This window comes from Parasphingorhabdus sp., from assembly GCF_036963705.1.
Taxonomy (GTDB): domain Bacteria; phylum Pseudomonadota; class Alphaproteobacteria; order Sphingomonadales; family Sphingomonadaceae; genus Parasphingorhabdus.
Map to the genome: position 1 here is coordinate 1 of NZ_JBALUT010000065.1, position 14,984 is coordinate 14,984.

The 14,984-nt window shown below is 55.0% G+C and carries 16 protein-coding genes and 1 pseudogene; 11 read left to right on the plus strand and 6 right to left on the minus strand.

Features of this window, described 5'->3' with window-relative positions; all coding sequences use genetic code 11:
* The first annotated feature begins 103 nt into the window (after window positions 1-103).
* The gene (locus V7680_RS12610; protein WP_335653630.1) at window positions 104-544 is read left to right on the plus strand and encodes a VOC family protein; all 441 of its coding nucleotides are present in this window, start codon (window positions 104-106) and stop codon (window positions 542-544) included.
* A gap of 14 nt (window positions 545-558) precedes the next feature.
* Here V7680_RS12610 and V7680_RS12615 read toward each other — a convergent pair whose 3' ends face one another.
* Window positions 559-1,110 carry a TetR/AcrR family transcriptional regulator gene (locus V7680_RS12615; RefSeq protein ID WP_335653631.1) on the minus strand — a complete coding sequence of 184 codons (552 nt, stop codon included), beginning with the start codon at window positions 1,108-1,110 and terminating at the stop codon, window positions 559-561.
* 112 nt (window positions 1,111-1,222) lie between these two features.
* On the opposite strand from V7680_RS12615, the gene V7680_RS12620 reads away from it, so the two are divergent.
* A complete protein-coding gene (locus V7680_RS12620; protein WP_335653632.1) occupies window positions 1,223-2,122 on the plus strand; it encodes a metal-dependent hydrolase in 900 nt (299 codons plus the stop codon).
* Between the two features lie 14 nt (window positions 2,123-2,136).
* On the opposite strand, the gene V7680_RS12625 is transcribed toward V7680_RS12620, so the two are convergent.
* The gene (locus V7680_RS12625; protein WP_335653633.1) at window positions 2,137-2,688 is read right to left on the minus strand and encodes a hypothetical protein; all 552 of its coding nucleotides are present in this window, start codon (window positions 2,686-2,688) and stop codon (window positions 2,137-2,139) included.
* Between the two features lie 235 nt (window positions 2,689-2,923).
* Between V7680_RS12625 and V7680_RS12630 the strand changes: the two genes are divergently transcribed.
* The 4 genes from V7680_RS12630 (at window position 2,924) to V7680_RS12645 (ending at window position 7,773) form a co-directional block, all read left to right on the plus strand.
* Complete coding sequence (locus V7680_RS12630; RefSeq protein WP_335653634.1) at window positions 2,924-4,057, plus strand: sensor histidine kinase; 1,134 nt, start codon at window positions 2,924-2,926, stop codon at window positions 4,055-4,057.
* A complete protein-coding gene (locus V7680_RS12635) occupies window positions 4,054-4,803 on the plus strand; it encodes a LytR/AlgR family response regulator transcription factor (RefSeq protein ID WP_335653635.1) in 750 nt (249 codons plus the stop codon). Before V7680_RS12630 ends, V7680_RS12635 begins: the two co-directional genes overlap by 4 nt.
* 243 nt (window positions 4,804-5,046) lie before the next feature.
* Window positions 5,047-6,927 carry a potassium transporter Kup gene (locus tag V7680_RS12640; RefSeq protein WP_335653636.1) on the plus strand — a complete coding sequence of 627 codons (1,881 nt, stop codon included), beginning with the start codon at window positions 5,047-5,049 and terminating at the stop codon, window positions 6,925-6,927.
* Window positions 6,928-7,050: 123 nt separating this feature from the next.
* Entirely contained in the window at window positions 7,051-7,773 is a 723-nt protein-coding gene (locus V7680_RS12645) for a DUF4386 domain-containing protein (RefSeq protein WP_335653637.1), read from the plus strand.
* A 142-nt stretch (window positions 7,774-7,915) separates the two neighbouring features.
* Here the strand turns inward: V7680_RS12645 and V7680_RS12650 are convergent, their stop codons facing one another.
* Window positions 7,916-8,596: a hypothetical protein gene (locus tag V7680_RS12650; RefSeq protein WP_335653638.1), complete on the minus strand. Its 681-nt coding sequence runs from the start codon at window positions 8,594-8,596 to the stop codon at window positions 7,916-7,918.
* A 270-nt stretch (window positions 8,597-8,866) separates the two neighbouring features.
* On the opposite strand from V7680_RS12650, the gene V7680_RS12655 reads away from it, so the two are divergent.
* Window positions 8,867-10,078: a hypothetical protein gene (locus V7680_RS12655; protein WP_335653639.1), complete on the plus strand. Its 1,212-nt coding sequence runs from the start codon at window positions 8,867-8,869 to the stop codon at window positions 10,076-10,078.
* Window positions 10,079-10,085: 7 nt separating this feature from the next.
* Here V7680_RS12655 and V7680_RS12660 read toward each other — a convergent pair whose 3' ends face one another.
* Window positions 10,086-10,985, minus strand: a complete 900-nt coding sequence (locus V7680_RS12660; RefSeq protein WP_335653645.1) for a prephenate dehydratase — start codon at window positions 10,983-10,985, stop codon at window positions 10,086-10,088.
* 211 nt (window positions 10,986-11,196) lie between these two features.
* Here V7680_RS12660 and V7680_RS12665 point away from each other — a divergent pair, with 211 nt between their 5' ends.
* Window positions 11,197-11,826, plus strand: a complete 630-nt coding sequence (locus V7680_RS12665) for a c-type cytochrome (RefSeq protein ID WP_335653640.1) — start codon at window positions 11,197-11,199, stop codon at window positions 11,824-11,826.
* A 49-nt stretch (window positions 11,827-11,875) separates the two neighbouring features.
* Here the strand turns inward: V7680_RS12665 and V7680_RS12670 are convergent, their stop codons facing one another.
* Entirely contained in the window at window positions 11,876-12,745 is an 870-nt protein-coding gene (locus tag V7680_RS12670) for a TIGR00730 family Rossman fold protein (RefSeq protein ID WP_335653641.1), read from the minus strand.
* Between the two features lie 49 nt (window positions 12,746-12,794).
* A complete protein-coding gene (locus tag V7680_RS12675) occupies window positions 12,795-13,478 on the minus strand; it encodes an extensin-like domain-containing protein (RefSeq protein WP_335653642.1) in 684 nt (227 codons plus the stop codon).
* A gap of 143 nt (window positions 13,479-13,621) precedes the next feature.
* Between V7680_RS12675 and V7680_RS12680 the strand changes: the two genes are divergently transcribed.
* The 3 genes and pseudogenes from V7680_RS12680 to V7680_RS12690 all read left to right on the plus strand — a co-directional run.
* Window positions 13,622-14,239: a sulfite oxidase heme-binding subunit YedZ gene (locus tag V7680_RS12680; protein WP_335653643.1), complete on the plus strand. Its 618-nt coding sequence runs from the start codon at window positions 13,622-13,624 to the stop codon at window positions 14,237-14,239.
* A gap of 17 nt (window positions 14,240-14,256) precedes the next feature.
* Window positions 14,257-14,568 carry a PepSY domain-containing protein gene (locus V7680_RS12685; RefSeq protein ID WP_335653644.1) on the plus strand — a complete coding sequence of 104 codons (312 nt, stop codon included), beginning with the start codon at window positions 14,257-14,259 and terminating at the stop codon, window positions 14,566-14,568.
* 126 nt (window positions 14,569-14,694) lie between these two features.
* Window positions 14,695-14,984 (plus strand): annotated as a pseudogene (locus V7680_RS12690) (phosphoserine transaminase); the annotation flags it as partial.

Consider the following 14,984-nt stretch of genomic DNA (forward strand, 5'->3'; position numbering starts at 1 on the left):
ATGCTGGCCGACGCCAGACAAAAGGAGGCGCTCGGCCAAGGTTCCGACCTCGACTATGACCATTGTTTCACTCTCGCCGCACCCGAAGACAAAGGCCGCAAATATGAACACTGAACCGCTGAGCCCGTTACGGCCCTTCCATCTCGCTTTCCCAGTGAGGGATCTTGCCGAAGCACGGGCATTTTATGGTGATCTTCTCGGGTGTGAAGAAGGTCGGAGCGATTCCCACTGGATCGATTTCAACCTGTACGGACATCAGATTGTCACCCATCTGGACGAGCATCTTGATGGCCGCCAGCTGCTCAATCCGGTCGATGGCGAACAGGTGCCCGTACCCCATTTCGGCGTCGTGCTAACGATGGCGGGGTGGCAGGCGCTGGCTGACCGGCTGACAGGGGAAAACATCGACTTTGTCATCGCACCGACGATCCGCTTCAAAGGACAGACGGGCGAGCAGGCGACCATGTTTTTTTGTGACCCCAGCGGCAATGCGCTCGAGTTCAAGGCTTTCGCCAGCGACGATCAATTATTTGCGAAGGACTAGTCGGCTATTGGAGCCTAGGCTTCATGGTCCTGCTTCCAGCGTTCGAGGGCGTGTCCCAGTTGGCGCTCTGCCATATCACGGGCGGAATTGCGGGCTAGATCAAGCGAACCGGACAGGCGCTCACCGATCAAGGCGTCACCCAGCGCCATCAGCACCAGCGCCAGCGTGTCTTCATGCATTTCGTGGTCTTCATGCCCACCATCGCCGATATCGTCGACCAGAGCGTGAATCGCATCGACAATCGGATCGAGCGCGTCTTCGTTGCCGGTCAGCATCATCCAGGACCAGAGTGCTGCGGCTCCCTGCTTGTCAAACGCGTCAAATGTGAGATCCACTATGTCTCGCACGCTGCCTTCTCCGCTGCGGGTTTTCATGATCGCCTGGGCGATCACACCACATACCTCGTCGGACAAATAGGCTGCGAGCGCCTTTTGCAGGCCCGAGGCGGACCCGAAATGGTGCAATAGATTGGCATGGGTACGCCCGATCCGTCCGGCAACCGCTTTCAGCGTGACCGACTGCGGGCCGGTTTCGATCAGCAAATCACGAGCTGCCGCCAGCGCCATGCCGCGACTTGCTTCCGGGGATAGGCGTCTCTTTGCTATTGACATTTATGTAAGTAACCTTCATTAACCGTAGCTCAGCTATAAGCCTCATTTCGCATAATGGAAACATCTGATGAATATGCTTAGCTCCGTTAGCTCCGAGCCGGAAACCATCCAAACGCCGACACCGGCGGGCCATGAAATTACGCCGCGCGACCGCCGTTTCGGACGGGATGCGGGCCATCAACCAGGAAAATATTGGCAAAATGGCGATCCGGTCGCGACCGCCTTTTACAATTGCCTGTCGCTCACCTTTCCTCGCGGCGAAGCTTTTTTCATTGAAAGCGTTAAAGAATTTCGGGATCACACCCCTGCAAAATTGCAAAATGAAATCCGCGCGTTCGTAAAACAGGAAATCATCCACAGCCGCGAACATCTGGCGCTCAACCGCCGGGTCGAGGAAAATGGATATGACACCAGCCGGATAGAGACCCGGATCACCGAATCGCTAGCGATGACCAAAGACCGGCCCAAGATCACCAATCTGGCGGCGACGATGATTCTCGAACATTTTACTGCGATCATGGCGCAGCAATTTCTCGCCAATCCCAAACATTGGGAAAATTCCGATCAGGAGACCGCTGATCTCTGGCGCTGGCACGCGCTGGAAGAGATCGAGCATAAAGGCGTCGCCTATGACACCTGGCTATATGCGACCAAGGATTGGAGCCGGCGGAAACGCTGGCAGGTGAAAGCTGTGATGATGGTGTTGATCACCCGCAATTTCTGGGGCAACCGCTGGCGTGACACGCTCGACTTGCTCGCGCAGGACGGCATCACCGGATGGCGGGTGAAGTTGAAGCTGCTGAAATTCCTGCTGGTCAAACCCGGAATCGCGCGGGCAATTATCATCCCCTGGCTCAAATTTTTCCTCCCCGGCTTTCACCCTTGGAACGAGGATGACCGGCATTTGATCCAGCGAGCCGAAAGCGAATATGAAGCAGCGATAACCGGACGGCCGGCTACCGCCTAGCTAGATATCAGCGGTCAATGCGCCGCTTTGCTCACATCGACTTTTTCAACCCATTCGGGGAAAAAACTGGGTTCGCGGTTAGACCAGCCGGGCGCGGTTGCGGCGGCTTCGCTGATCGATTGCAGCAGGCCCTTGCGGGTTTTCGGATGAAGATGCGGAAGCGACGCCGCCGCACAAAAGGCGCCGGGCAACCACGGACGTGATTCCGGGCCGAGCAGGCGCTCGTAAAGGAAACGGAAGGCCGGAAAGCTGTGAATGCGGCCCTGCCCGAGATCGAAAGCCGCCAGAGAGATTAGCGACGGCATGAATGCCTCTATACTGTCGATGGCGCAATCTTCGGGAATGGCACGGCGTATGGCGTCCAGCCGACAGTATAAAGACATCTGAACTTTGATACCCGCTTCTTCAACCGTGTCACGCGACCATGTTTCAACGGCATCGGACCGCTCCAGCCCGACGTCGAGCGAGCGCCGGATATAGCGCTGGGTTGCGGAGCTAAAGCCCGCGAATTCTTTCATCTCCGCCAGAGTCATAGCGCCCGGTACGGGTTGTATTTCCTTGGTCATGTCGGCTCGACTCCCTTTGGATCCATCCCACCCAGACACTTGACCAAAATATGGTTAGCAATTGATTAAAATCCTTCGCCTTTGTTTGTCGGGAGGCGGCGGAACTTGGAATATTGCGCGCCATACTTAGAAAGTTTCGACCAACCGCAACCCTGTTTCGACCGGGCACGATTCCCCTAGAGACAATTGATACCATATTGTCCTAAGCTGCTCGGGAACCATGAACTGAATGCATATGAGAAAATTTGAACTCGGAAGCCACAAACCGTCGGTCGGACATCAGGTTGCTATCCTGTCGATTCTCGGATTCTGGCTTTTTTATGTGATCATCCTGACCTTGCGGGTATCGATTGGCGATTGGCCGGCGCAGGGCGAAATGGCGACCAGGCGCGTTGTCGTTACGATTTTCGGCATTGGCATCACTTATTTGCTCTATCTGTTTCTCCGGCAGTTTGAAGACAAGGCCCTGTCGACCCGGATCATCACGGCATTTGCCGCAGCAATCCCTTGTGCGATCATCATTGCCTCGCTGAATCACTATGTCTTCAATGTCTATTATCCGGAAAATCTGTGGGACGAGGCCCATGTCGAGAAGATGCGGGAATATGTCGCGCAGGATAATTTTGCGCTCAAGGTGATTTCCGAAGATGCCACCTCCCGCTTTTTCTTCATCGTCAGCTGGGCTTCGCTCTATCTGACCCTGAGCTATGCCGGGGAAGTCCGGCAGGTAGAACGCAAGGCGGCGCGCTTTGCCCAGGCGGCGCAGGATGCCGAGCTGCGGTCGCTGCGCTATCAGGTCAACCCGCACTTCCTGTTCAACACGCTCAACAGCCTGAGCACATTGGTGATGCGGAGCCAGCCGGAAGAAGCCGAAGAGATGATACTCAATCTTTCGAAATTCTATCGTACCAGCCTGTCGGGTGATCCGCTGGAGGATGTGCCCTTGTCGGAAGAGGTTCATCTGCAAAATCTCTATCTCGATATCGAAGCGGTCCGCTTTCCTGAACGGCTGAGAACAAGCGTCAGCATTCCCGACGAGCTGCTCGGCGTATTGGTGCCCGGACTGATCCTCCAGCCCCTAGTTGAAAATGCGATCAAGCATAGCGTCGCCCACAGCAAGCGCCCGGTGACTATCACCATCAACGCGCGTTCCGAAGGTGACAGGCTGATCCTGACGGTCGCCGATGACGGAGACGGGCGACCCGTCGATCTGGATGACAATGGTCCGAGCAGCGGAATCGGACTCGCCAATGTCCGCGATCGCCTCGAGACCCGTTTTGGCCGACAAGCCAGTCTACAGACTGTCCGTCCTGCGGAAGGCGGCTATATTGCCCAATTAACCTTGCCATTGATGCTGGATAATCCATGATCGACGATATCGAATCCCGACCGCTCAAGACGCTGATTGTCGACGATGAACCGCTCGCGATCGAGCGTTTGCAGCTGCTTTGCGCGCGACAACCGGATATCGATCTGATCGGTACGGCCAGCGATGGCGAAGCCGCGCTGCGACTGACCGAGCAATTGCAACCCGATCTGCTGCTGCTCGACATCGCCATGCCGGGCAAGGACGGGCTGGATGTCGCACGGGCCTTGTCCGGCAAGGCCAATGCCCCGGCGATCATATTTGTTACCGCCTTTGACCGTTTTGCAGTCGAGGCGTTTGATGTTGCAGCGATCGATTATGTCTTGAAACCGGTCGAGAACGAGCGGCTGACCCTGGCGATCTCGCGGGTCAGGGAACGGACCGCCGAACCGCGCAGCGACGAGGCGGAAGACTCCCCCTGGGCGGAAGAATTCTGGGTGCCTTATAAATCCGAGCTGCGCCGCATCGTCGCCACCGAAATCGACCGGGTAGAGGCCGAGCGCGACTATATGCGGCTGCACGTCGGCCCGGTCAGCTATCTGCTGCACCAGACGATCACCGGCCTGGAAGAGCGGCTCAATCCCGAAGAATTCATCCGTCTGCACCGCTCCCATCTCGTCCGGCGCGACTGGATCGCCGGCTTGCGCCATGACGGCGGCGGCGTGTGGATCGCCTGCCTCAAATGCGACACCGAAATCCGCATCGGCCGGACCCATCTGGCGGAAGCCAAAAAGCTGGCCGGACGATAGCCGGAACCGCGTTCCTGAATAGTCTGGCGCAGGAAACCGATCGCGGCGAGCCTCGGCACGTGCAGAATCTCCGGCGACACGGAAGCAATATCAGACCTTATTGGCTGAAACTCCCGATTCCGTTTTCCCGGCGGCGAAATCTTTCAGTGATTAGACTGAATATAATCGCTGCATAATCCCGTGACTTCGGATAACGGGAAACCATCGAAATAGTAGTCGATGTCAAAATAGAGAAAATTAGCAATGACGGTTGATACAAAATCGCCTGAAAAGCTGCTGCCGACAACATTGGCCGCGCTAGGAATTGTGTTCGGTGATATCGGCACCAGCCCGCTTTACGCCTTCCGGGAGAGCTTTCTCGGTCTGGCCCATCTTGATGTCACGCGCATACATATTTTCGGCGTGTTATCGATGATAACCTGGTCGCTCATCATTGTCATTTCGATCAAATATCTGCTGGTTGTCATGCGCGCTGACAATAAGGGTGAAGGCGGCATCATCGCTCTGGTCTCGCTGTTGCAGACCAAGGTATCAGGAACCTCACGCTCGCATCATGTTCTGATTGTCGCAGGGCTGTTCGGAGCGGCCCTGCTTTACGGCGACGGTGCGATTACTCCTGCGATTTCGGTACTTAGCGCATTGGAGGGGCTGGAACTGGTCACGACGGCGTTCACGCCATTTGTCGTCCCGATGACGATCGGAATATTGATTGGTTTATTTTCGATTCAACGGTTCGGCACCGGGAAAATCGGGCGGATATTTGGCCCTATCCTGATATTATGGTTTTTGGCTCTGGCGTTGCTTGGCTTAAGGGGCATCTTGCTGGAACCCACAATCTTGATAGCTCTCAGTCCGACCTGGGCTGTCCAGTTCCTGTTTTCCGAGCCGACAACGGCCTTCCTGGTTTTAGGCACAGTGTTTCTGGTAGTGACGGGTGGCGAGACATTATACGCGGATATGGGACATTTCGGGATCAAGCCGATCAAGCTGGCGTGGTTTTCGCTCGTCCTCCCCGCTCTGCTGCTCAATTATTTCGGACAAGGCGCACTGGTTCTTTCCGACAATCAGGAAATCAGCCAGCCGTTCTTTCACCTCGCACCGGAATGGGCCCTGATCCCTCTGATCATTCTTGCTACCATTGCTACAGTCATCGCATCACAAGCGGTTATTTCAGGCGTTTTTTCCCTCACCCGCCAAGCCATGCAATTAGGCCAGCTGCCCCGCATGGCGGTGGTCCAGACCGATGGCGAAGAATTCGGCCAGATATATATTCCCTTTGTAAACTGGATGTTGTTGTTCGCGACAATCGGCCTCGTATTGCTGTTCCGTTCGTCGGGAAATCTGGCGTCCGCTTATGGTCTGGCGATCGCGATGGATATGGTCATAACAACATTCCTGACCCTGTTCGTTCTCAACAGATGGGGCTGGAACAAGGCGTTGCTTGCTGGCCTGGCCATCATATTCATCCCGCTCGACTTCGCATATTTTGGCGCGAACATCGTAAAATTTTTCGATGGCGGCTGGTTCCCGACCATCGTTGCGGTGCTCATTTTCACATTGATGACGATTTGGACCCAAGGCAGGATGAAATTGCGCCAGCAGGTTAAACATGGCGAGTTGAAAGCATCTGATTTCGTAAAGCGCCTTCCGTCCAGTTCGATAATTCGCGCTCCCGGGACAGCGATATTCATGACGTCGCTATCCAAGGGTGTGCCGACATCGTTGCTGCATCATATCAAGCATAATAAAACACTGCACGATCATGTGGTGCTGCTGCATGTAGAAATCAGGCCTACCGCTAAAATCGCAAGGAAAGACCAGCTGATTGTCGAAACACTCGGACCGGATTTCTATCGGGTGACGTTCAACTACGGCTTTAACGAACGTATCAATGTTCCCCGTCGGCTGAACCGGTGCAAGGCGAAGGGTCTTGATCTCGATTTTGACAAAGCCAGCTATTTTCTTGGCCGGGAAACCATCACCTTCAAAAAGCCCGGAAACCTGCTGCGTGCCATTAGCAATTCGATTTTTTCCTTTCTCAATCGCAATGCCGGCAGAGCCACAATTTTTTACGGAATTCCCGCCAATCGGGTGGTGGAACTTGGATCGCAGGTCGAAATCTAGAAAGCCTTCCGATGTCTGCCCTGGATGCTAGAGGCGGCACCACAGAACCAATCCCTCGAGCCGGTGAAGTTGACTATAGTGCCTTACTGTAATAAAACACTATAGCAATTAAGAGGAAAGAGAATGCAGTCCATGGACAGCTATGCGCCGCAAACGCTCGGGCGATGGGTCGGGTGGTCAATGTTGGCGACTCTCATTATCGGCATATCTTCCGCGTTTCTCGTCGCCGAAGGCATCGACATCAATTTGTCGGCAGATGTTGAAGCAACTGCTCAAAATATGTTGGAGGCCGAACAACGCTTGAGAGGCAAGGCCTATATAGCAGCCTTGACGTTCGCATTGGACGCTCTGGTTAGTATCGGTCTTTTTATGCTACTCCGCAAATCTGGTCAGCTGCTGGCTGCTTGGTCTCTGCTGCTAAGTGTCACTGCAGCCATTCTCTCGCTGCTCGGTGCCATCTTTGCCATGAACGCTGCTGAAATTGCCGGTGACCCTGCCTATCAGAATATAACCAATGAGGCGCAACGCCTGATGCTGTCAGGCTTGCAAGCGACTTCGAGCTACACATCATTTCACTTGGGGCTCATCCTTTCAAGCTTCGCCATGGCAGGATATTTCTTTCTGTTCCTCAGATCATCTCTGATTCCCAGGATCATAGCGGGGTGGGGTCTGTTTGCCTCTCTGTTCGTCGGGGTGACCATTGTCGCGCGCGATTTTTTCCCGATGCTCGGTCACGAAACAATCACCGGCGCGTTCATGATTTCAAATATCATCGCAATCATTGCGACCGGCGTTTACCTTAGCGTTTGGGGCGTTCGCGGCAGTTCGGGAACCCCAACGGTTTAATGTGCTTTTAAAAATGGCGCGGAAAGGCTGCTTTCTGATCTTTCAGCCGCTCCAGACGATAGCATCAAACGCGCATTTTCGAGACGTCGCAGCGATCGCGCCGATGTCCGCAACGGTCGTAAAAGCGGTCGGTCGCGCTGGATCAAATTTCCCTTGGTTTTCTCGCGTATTTTCTGAGAAAGATCATTATCATCGCTGGAGCTATCACGAGCGGTCCAAATAATATGAGCGCGACCGGTAAATCAAGCTCGGCATATATTTCAGTCAATGGCGCGCGTACGGCAATGATAAATGCCCAAATCATTCGAGCCAAATGTCGTCTTATTCTGAGCATAGCGCGTTGCCGGGCGTTGCGGAAGAAATGCAGATCTCCAGCGAGCAATATGATCGGAATGGCCAATATTACCAAAGGGCCAATCAGTGGGATGTTTCCACCCATGATTTGAGGAATTGCTATTGCCAGAAATATGGCGACGACGATAATCTCGAATATGAAAAATCCATACTCCATCCTCCTGGTCGTGGTAGAATCTGGCTTCAGGGCCAAGATGGCAGTGCCGACAGCATATACTGCTGTAAGTGCCGCAACCAGAAGAGGAGGAGCCATGCGTACAGATAGCAGAATCAAGGAAGTGATCGCGACAATCAAGATACAGGTTGAAAAAACTCTTCCAGCCAGAACATGAATGTTGCTCCCCTTTCGGGTCGACAACGCGATAATTGCGGCAATCAGCCCGATTAGCCCGATTGCAATATGCGCATAGTAGCTCAAGGCATCGAACGGAGCCGGATTGGATAAGTCAACCGGATCGACGGGTATCATCAACAATCCTTCAGTCGTTTTCAGAAATATCAGTATCGCTTGTGACTTAGGCCATTGTCAACGTCCGCTAGGGGCCGCTAGCTAGCCAGTCTCCTCCTTCCTGCAATCAACCAAATGGGTTTTATTTGTCCTTTATTTCTCTCCCTAATTGGGTGAATGATATAATTGTCGCAGCGATCGCGGGCAGACTGACCGCGAGAAACCCTTCGACAAGAGATCAATGAAAGGCCTATCCGGTGCCTCCACCATCCGGGGCCTTCGGACATCGTTTTGACACTGAATATCCTTATCATCCTGTCTGTGATCGCAACCGGCCTGCTGCTGCTCGCGCCGCGTTTGTCCAAATCGGTCGTCTGGCGCGCCACAGTAACACCGCTGGCCTCGATCATCGGCAGCGGTTTTCTCGTGCTAGCGCCGATATTAGTATCCGATTACGGCTATATGGCGCCGCTGATCATGGCCGGGCTTTGTCTCGGCGCCTTTCTGTTTGGCGCCGCGATCCGGTTCAACATCTTCCACCGTAACGTAAAGCAGCCGATCCGGGACCAATGGGTCGACCGGCTGGAGCTGGCTGCATCCTGGGCGCTGGTCTTTGCCTTCACCATTTCGGTCGGATATTATCTGAACCTGTTCGGCGCGTTCGGGGTTAGCCTGACATCTTTTGACAGCAGCGCCAATGCCAAGCTGCTGACCTCGGCTGTCTATATCCTGATCTTGATCGTCGGCTGGACCCGCGGATTCAAGGCGCTGGAGAAGATGGAATATAGCGCCGTTTCGTTGAAATTGGCGATCATCGTCGGGCTGCTGGTCGGCCTGACCTGGTTCTTCTACCAGAAAGCGAGCGCGGCAACGCTTTTCGTCCATCCACCGATGCTTTCGGGCTGGCCCGCTATCACGCTCGCCTTCGGACTGATCATCACGGTGCAGGGGTTTGAGACCTCGCGCTATCTCGGCCGGATCTATGATGCCCCCACCCGCATCAAGTCGATGCGTCTCGCCCAGATCGTCAGTGCGGTGATCTACATGATCTATATCGGCTTGTTCGCCTATAGTTTCGAACGCGAGCAATTTTCCCTCACCGAGACCGCGATTATCGACATGATGGGGATCATCACGCCGATTCTGCCGCTGCTGCTGGTGGCCGCAGCGCTGGCGGCACAGTTCAGTGCTGCGATCGCCGATACCAGCGGATCCGGCGGACTGGTCGAAGAACTGACCAAAGGCCATGTCAAGGCGCGGACCGGCTATGCGATTCTGGTCGGGATCGGCCTGCTCATGACCTGGAGCGTCAATATTTTCCAGATCATCGCTTATGCCAGCCGCGCCTTTGCGCTTTATTACGCGCTACAATCCGTGATCGCCGCACGGCGGGCGTTCCTGACTCCGGGCAATCGGCTCAAGGGATTCGGATTCATCCTGCTGGCGATGCTCGGGGTGATGATCCTGTTGTTCGGCAATGATGTCGAATCGTCGAACGGATAGGCGTTCCTTAATCCGTTATCGTTCGCGGACGTGCCTGCCGGTAAGTGCCCAATACCCGCACGCTGTTGCAATGGAACCCCAGCTCGGCGAGCGCCCGGTCGACCGCCGGATCACCGGGAGCACCTTCGATATCGGCGAAAAATTCGGTTGCGGCGAAGCTGCTGCCCTGCTGGTAGCTTTCCAGCTTGGTCATGTTGACGCCATTGGTCGCGAACCCGCCCATAGCTTTGTAGAGTGCGGCCGGGATATTTTTGACCTCGAAAACAAAGGTCGTCATCAGCGGGCCGTTGGCAGCAGGTTGAGCCGCTTCGGGCGCGAGCACGACAAAACGGGTAATATTGTCCGGTGAATCCTCAATCGCATTCTCGAGCAGTTGCAATCCGTAAATTTGCGCAGCGAGCCTGGGCGCGACCGCGGCGGCATGGGGATCGTCCGACTGGGCAACAAAAGCCGCCGCCGCTGCTGTATCGGCATAAGCGACCGGGATGATCCCGCGCTTGCGTAAATAATGGCGGCATTGGCCAAGCGCCTGAGGGTGGCTCATCGCTGTTTTGATTTCGGCATCGGCCGATTTGGCCATCAGGCAATGTTCGATAGGCATGAAATATTCGTCGACAATGTGGAGGCCCGATTCGGGGAGCAGAAAGTGGATGTCGGCGACCCGTCCGTGGAGCGAATTTTCAATCGGAATGATTGCGCAACCTGCTGTGCCCTGTTTCACCGCGTCGATCGCATCCTCGAAGGAAAAGCAGGGAACCGGAAGGCCGTCGGCCGCATAGTCGAGCGCGGCGAGATGCGAATTGGCGCCAGGCGCGCCTTGAAAGGCAATCGCCTTTTCCGGCATTTCCGCGCCTTTTTCGGTCATTTTCCTGACCATGCCCAATGCGTTTTTTGGAAAGCTGTCCATCATGCCCCTCTTTTGCAGCGATGCGATAGTCGAACGGGACCGCGCTGGGCAAGAAATTACTGGCCTGTGGATTGCAACGCCTCATATTTTCCATTCACAATTGCGTCTTTGGCGGCAATTGAGGCCTTGCTTTGGTTCGTCGGCCTCTTTACAGACAGCACAAATTTGGCAGGCCCGTGGCCGCCGCTCACTCAGGGGTTCGAGAGAATATATGAGCAACAATAACACCATTGCAGGCTGGGTCCTTGCTGGCGGCATCGCCGCACTGGGCTTTTCGATTGTCAGCGGGAAATATTTTCACGCCGGCAAGCACGAGCGTCCGGAAGTCATGGGCTTTGTGATCGAAGGCGTCGAAGCCTCCGGTGGCGGCGCTGATGCTGGCCCGTCGATCGAGACGCTGTTGCAAACGGCCGATGCTGCCGCTGGCGAAAAAGTCTTCGCTAAATGTGCAGCATGCCACACGATCAATCAGGGTGGAGCCAATGGCATCGGCCCGAATCTCTATGGATCCATGGGCAAGCCTCATGGCCATGTCGCTGGCTTTGCTTATAGCGATGCGCTGAAAAGCATCGCGGGCAATTGGGACTGGGCCGGCATGAACGCCTGGCTGACGTCGCCACGGAAATATGCTGAAGGCACCAAGATGACCTTTGCCGGCCTCGGCAAGGCAGAAGACCGCGCCAATCTGATGGTCTATCTGAATGAGCAAGGTTCAAACCTGCCACTGCCAGCCGCTCCGGTGGTTGAAGCTCCTGCAGAAGAAGCAGCCGAAGCGGAAGCTGGCGCCGATGCCGAAGCCGTTGAAGCGGTAGAAGCAGACACAGCGGCGGCTGCAGAATAGCAGTCCACTGAACACGGCGGCCAACATTTGGTTGGCCGACCGGGTAGCTCTAGCCGCAGTCGAGCTCGTAAAATTTCTGGATAATGTCCCAGGCCTCGTCCGCGGTTTCAACAAACTGGAACAGCTCGAGATCCTTGCGGCTGATTGTACCTTCTTCGGCCAAGGCGTCGAAATTGATCACCCGGTTCCAGAAGTCCTTGCCGAATAGCAATATCGGAAGCTTTTCCATCTTGCCAGTCTGCACCAGCGTGACCAGTTCGAGAAATTCGTCCAGCGTCCCGAAGCCGCCAGGGAACACCGCAACCGCTCTCGCCCGCAACAGGAAGTGCATCTTGCGCAGCGCGAAATAATGGAACTGGAAGCTAAGCGACGGCGTCACATATTCGTTGGGCGCTTGCTCGTGCGGCAGGACAATATTGAGCCCGATCGATTCTTTGCCGGCGTCCGCAGCACCGCGATTGGCCGCTTCCATGATCGACGGGCCGCCACCGGAGCAGACCACGAAGTCGCGCTTGCCGTCGCTGGAAATACCGCAGGCACTCGCCAACCGAGCGAGGTTGCGGGCTTCGTCATAATATTTGGCTTTTTCTTTCAGACGCTGCGCTATCTTGCGCGATTCGTCGTCGGTCGCCGCCTCGATCAGCGCATCGGCCTTGTCAGGCTCTGGGATTCGCGCGGATCCATACATTACCAATGTCGATCCGATGCCGGCTTCGTCGAGCAGCATTTCCGGCTTCAGCAGTTCAAGCTGGAACCGGACCGGGCGCAATTCCTCGCGGAGCAGAAAATCGGTATCCTGAAAGGCAAGCCGATAAGCTGGATCACGGGTTTGCGCAGTGCTCACAGCAGCCTTTTCGGCATATTCTGCTTCCTGCTTGGCGTGGTGGAAACGATGGTCGTGAAGATCTTTATTTGTCATCTCTCAGCCCTAACGCAAAGATTTGCGACTGACCAGAGACCTTATTATCCTAACGGCAATATCCGTTACCGCTCATGTCGAGATGGAAATGGTCGCGGTGTGCGGCGTTATAATCGGGGCTAAGCACGGTGCCAAAACGCTTGCAGGCGCTGTCGTGGATCGCGGCGAGAAACTGCATTTCCTGACGTCCGTTTGCCCAGTTGCTTTCAACCGTGATCCGGCGTCCGTCGGTCAGCACAAATGCGGATACGTCAATCGCATTGGCGTGCGCATGTTGTGACAATTTACCCGAACCGGCGATATTGCGGCAACTGTAACTGCCCATAGTCTCAATCCGCTGCAGGTCGCTGCCAAGATATTGGCGGGCTGCGCGTTTGACGGCATATTCCGTCCAGGCAGCAAATTTGCTGGCAAGTTCGCATTTTACCGGCCCCAGATTGGTCACGTCAGCACCGACATCGAGCAGCTTGATACTGTCGATCTGGCTGCAGCCACCGCTGAACTCGCGATTGGGCAGCGGAGAAAAGCGCACGTTGGCCTTGCCAAGGTCGCTGAAACATTGCCGAGCAGAAGCTGTCGGATTGAAAGATCCAAGGCCGGCAGATGCCTGCGGTCGCTTCGATGCGCCGCTGCTTCCGGAGGGAATTGCGCCACAAGCACTGAGCAACAAAGAAACCAGGCCCAAAACCCCGATTGTCCGCCCTCGACGATTGTCATGTAAGTTGAATATCATGCTCTTATCAATGGCACAGGATGGTTAATTCCACGCTGACGCTCATGGTTAATTTTGTCTTACCGGCGTGGAGAACCGGACGGGCGACAACTTGCGACAATTTTGCGCTGGACCATTCGGCTTGCAATATACAAAAGAATGGCATGAAATTTTTAAGCAAATTGAATAGCCTGCCGGTCTTCTGGATATTGCTGGCAATACCCGCCATTCTGATGGTCCGTGGGTATTGGACGGGCGATACAATCGCCATGGATATGCTCCATCCGACAGGAGAGTTCTCCGCCAGATTCATGATCATTGCTCTAGTTATCACACCATTGTCAGTTATATTCGGGAACCGGAAGTGGATTTCGTGGATGATGAAGCGGCGCCGGTCCTTCGGACTTGCCGCTTTCGGATATGGTGTTCTCCATCTCATATTTTACGTTATCGATATGGAAGCTCTGAAACCCATTCTGGCAGAATTCTGGGCGCCGGGCATCTGGACCGGCTGGGCGGCCTTGCTAATTTTCGTGCCGCTGGCAGTGACGAGTAATAACCTATCCATGCGCCGGCTGAAGCAAGGTTGGAAGCGGTTGCAGCGGCTAGTGTATCTTGCGGCCCTGCTGACCCTCGCTCATTGGCTGTTAATCCACGACGGCGTAGGCGGCGCTCTAGCACATTTTATTCCACTGATGGCACTAGAGCTATTGCGAGTCATTATCACTTATGCCAGAAGAAATAATGGGATAAAGCAGCGCGAATCGCTGCAGGCCGAATAAATTTGGAGAAACTGACAATGAAATATTCTGTAATCGCCGCCGCTACGACTGCCTTGATAGCCACTGCCGGCTTGTCCTCCCCTGCACTTGCAACCGGCAAGATGACCTGTGAAGCGGGTCCGCAATCCGGCTGGAAAACGCAAGCCCAGCTGAAAGCCGACCTGATCGCAAAAGGCTGGACGGTCAAGAAATCCAAGATCGATGGCGGTTGCTATGAAGTCTATGGCACGACTCCCGAAGGCGATCGGGTAGAAGCCTATTTCCACCCGGTTTCGCTAGAAAAACTGCTGGTTCTGCGCCGCGGCAAAGAACTTTTCCGTAAGCCGTAAGCAGCCTAGCCGGAACGATTAGTATCAGACATTTGACGCTTGACATGCTGCGCCGCACAAGACAAAGCGGCGCCGGGCCACGCGGTCCCAACGCCGCGCGAGCTCTCTGTAAGGAGAAGCGTTTAAATGACTGATACTAATATACCGACGCCAGAATTGCGTCCAGACTGCCCGAATTTTTCATCGGGTCCGACAGCCAAATTCCCCGGCTGGTCCCTCGACAAAATCAACACCATCGCCATGGGTCGCTCGCATCGTTCCGCGACCGGCAAGGCGCGCTTGAAATATGCTATCGACCTCAGTCGCGAGCTTTTGGGTATACCCGACGACTATCTGATCGGCATCGTGCCGGCTTCCGATACCGGAGCCGTCGAGCTGGCGATGTGGAATATGCTGGGCGCCCGTCCGGTCACCGT

What these genes read in the sequence shown, in the direction of transcription:
- V7680_RS12610 (WP_335653630.1), top strand. Translation starts at nt 104, where the DNA reads ATGAACACTGAACCGCTGAGCCCGTTACGGCCCTTCCATCTCGCTTTC.
- V7680_RS12615 (WP_335653631.1), bottom strand. Translation starts at nt 1,110, where the DNA reads ATGGCGCTGGCGGCAGCTCGTGATTTGCTGATCGAAACCGGCCCGCAG.
- V7680_RS12620 (WP_335653632.1), top strand. Translation starts at nt 1,223, where the DNA reads ATGAATATGCTTAGCTCCGTTAGCTCCGAGCCGGAAACCATCCAAACG.
- V7680_RS12625 (WP_335653633.1), bottom strand. Translation starts at nt 2,688, where the DNA reads ATGACCAAGGAAATACAACCCGTACCGGGCGCTATGACTCTGGCGGAG.
- V7680_RS12630 (WP_335653634.1), top strand. Translation starts at nt 2,924, where the DNA reads ATGAGAAAATTTGAACTCGGAAGCCACAAACCGTCGGTCGGACATCAG.
- V7680_RS12635 (WP_335653635.1), top strand. Translation starts at nt 4,054, where the DNA reads ATGATCGACGATATCGAATCCCGACCGCTCAAGACGCTGATTGTCGAC.
- V7680_RS12640 (WP_335653636.1), top strand. Translation starts at nt 5,047, where the DNA reads ATGACGGTTGATACAAAATCGCCTGAAAAGCTGCTGCCGACAACATTG.
- V7680_RS12645 (WP_335653637.1), top strand. Translation starts at nt 7,051, where the DNA reads ATGCAGTCCATGGACAGCTATGCGCCGCAAACGCTCGGGCGATGGGTC.
- V7680_RS12650 (WP_335653638.1), bottom strand. Translation starts at nt 8,596, where the DNA reads ATGATACCCGTCGATCCGGTTGACTTATCCAATCCGGCTCCGTTCGAT.
- V7680_RS12660 (WP_335653645.1), bottom strand. Translation starts at nt 10,985, where the DNA reads ATGGACAGCTTTCCAAAAAACGCATTGGGCATGGTCAGGAAAATGACC.
- V7680_RS12665 (WP_335653640.1), top strand. Translation starts at nt 11,197, where the DNA reads ATGAGCAACAATAACACCATTGCAGGCTGGGTCCTTGCTGGCGGCATC.
- V7680_RS12670 (WP_335653641.1), bottom strand. Translation starts at nt 12,745, where the DNA reads ATGACAAATAAAGATCTTCACGACCATCGTTTCCACCACGCCAAGCAG.
- V7680_RS12675 (WP_335653642.1), bottom strand. Translation starts at nt 13,478, where the DNA reads ATGATATTCAACTTACATGACAATCGTCGAGGGCGGACAATCGGGGTT.
- V7680_RS12680 (WP_335653643.1), top strand. Translation starts at nt 13,622, where the DNA reads ATGAAATTTTTAAGCAAATTGAATAGCCTGCCGGTCTTCTGGATATTG.
- V7680_RS12685 (WP_335653644.1), top strand. Translation starts at nt 14,257, where the DNA reads ATGAAATATTCTGTAATCGCCGCCGCTACGACTGCCTTGATAGCCACT.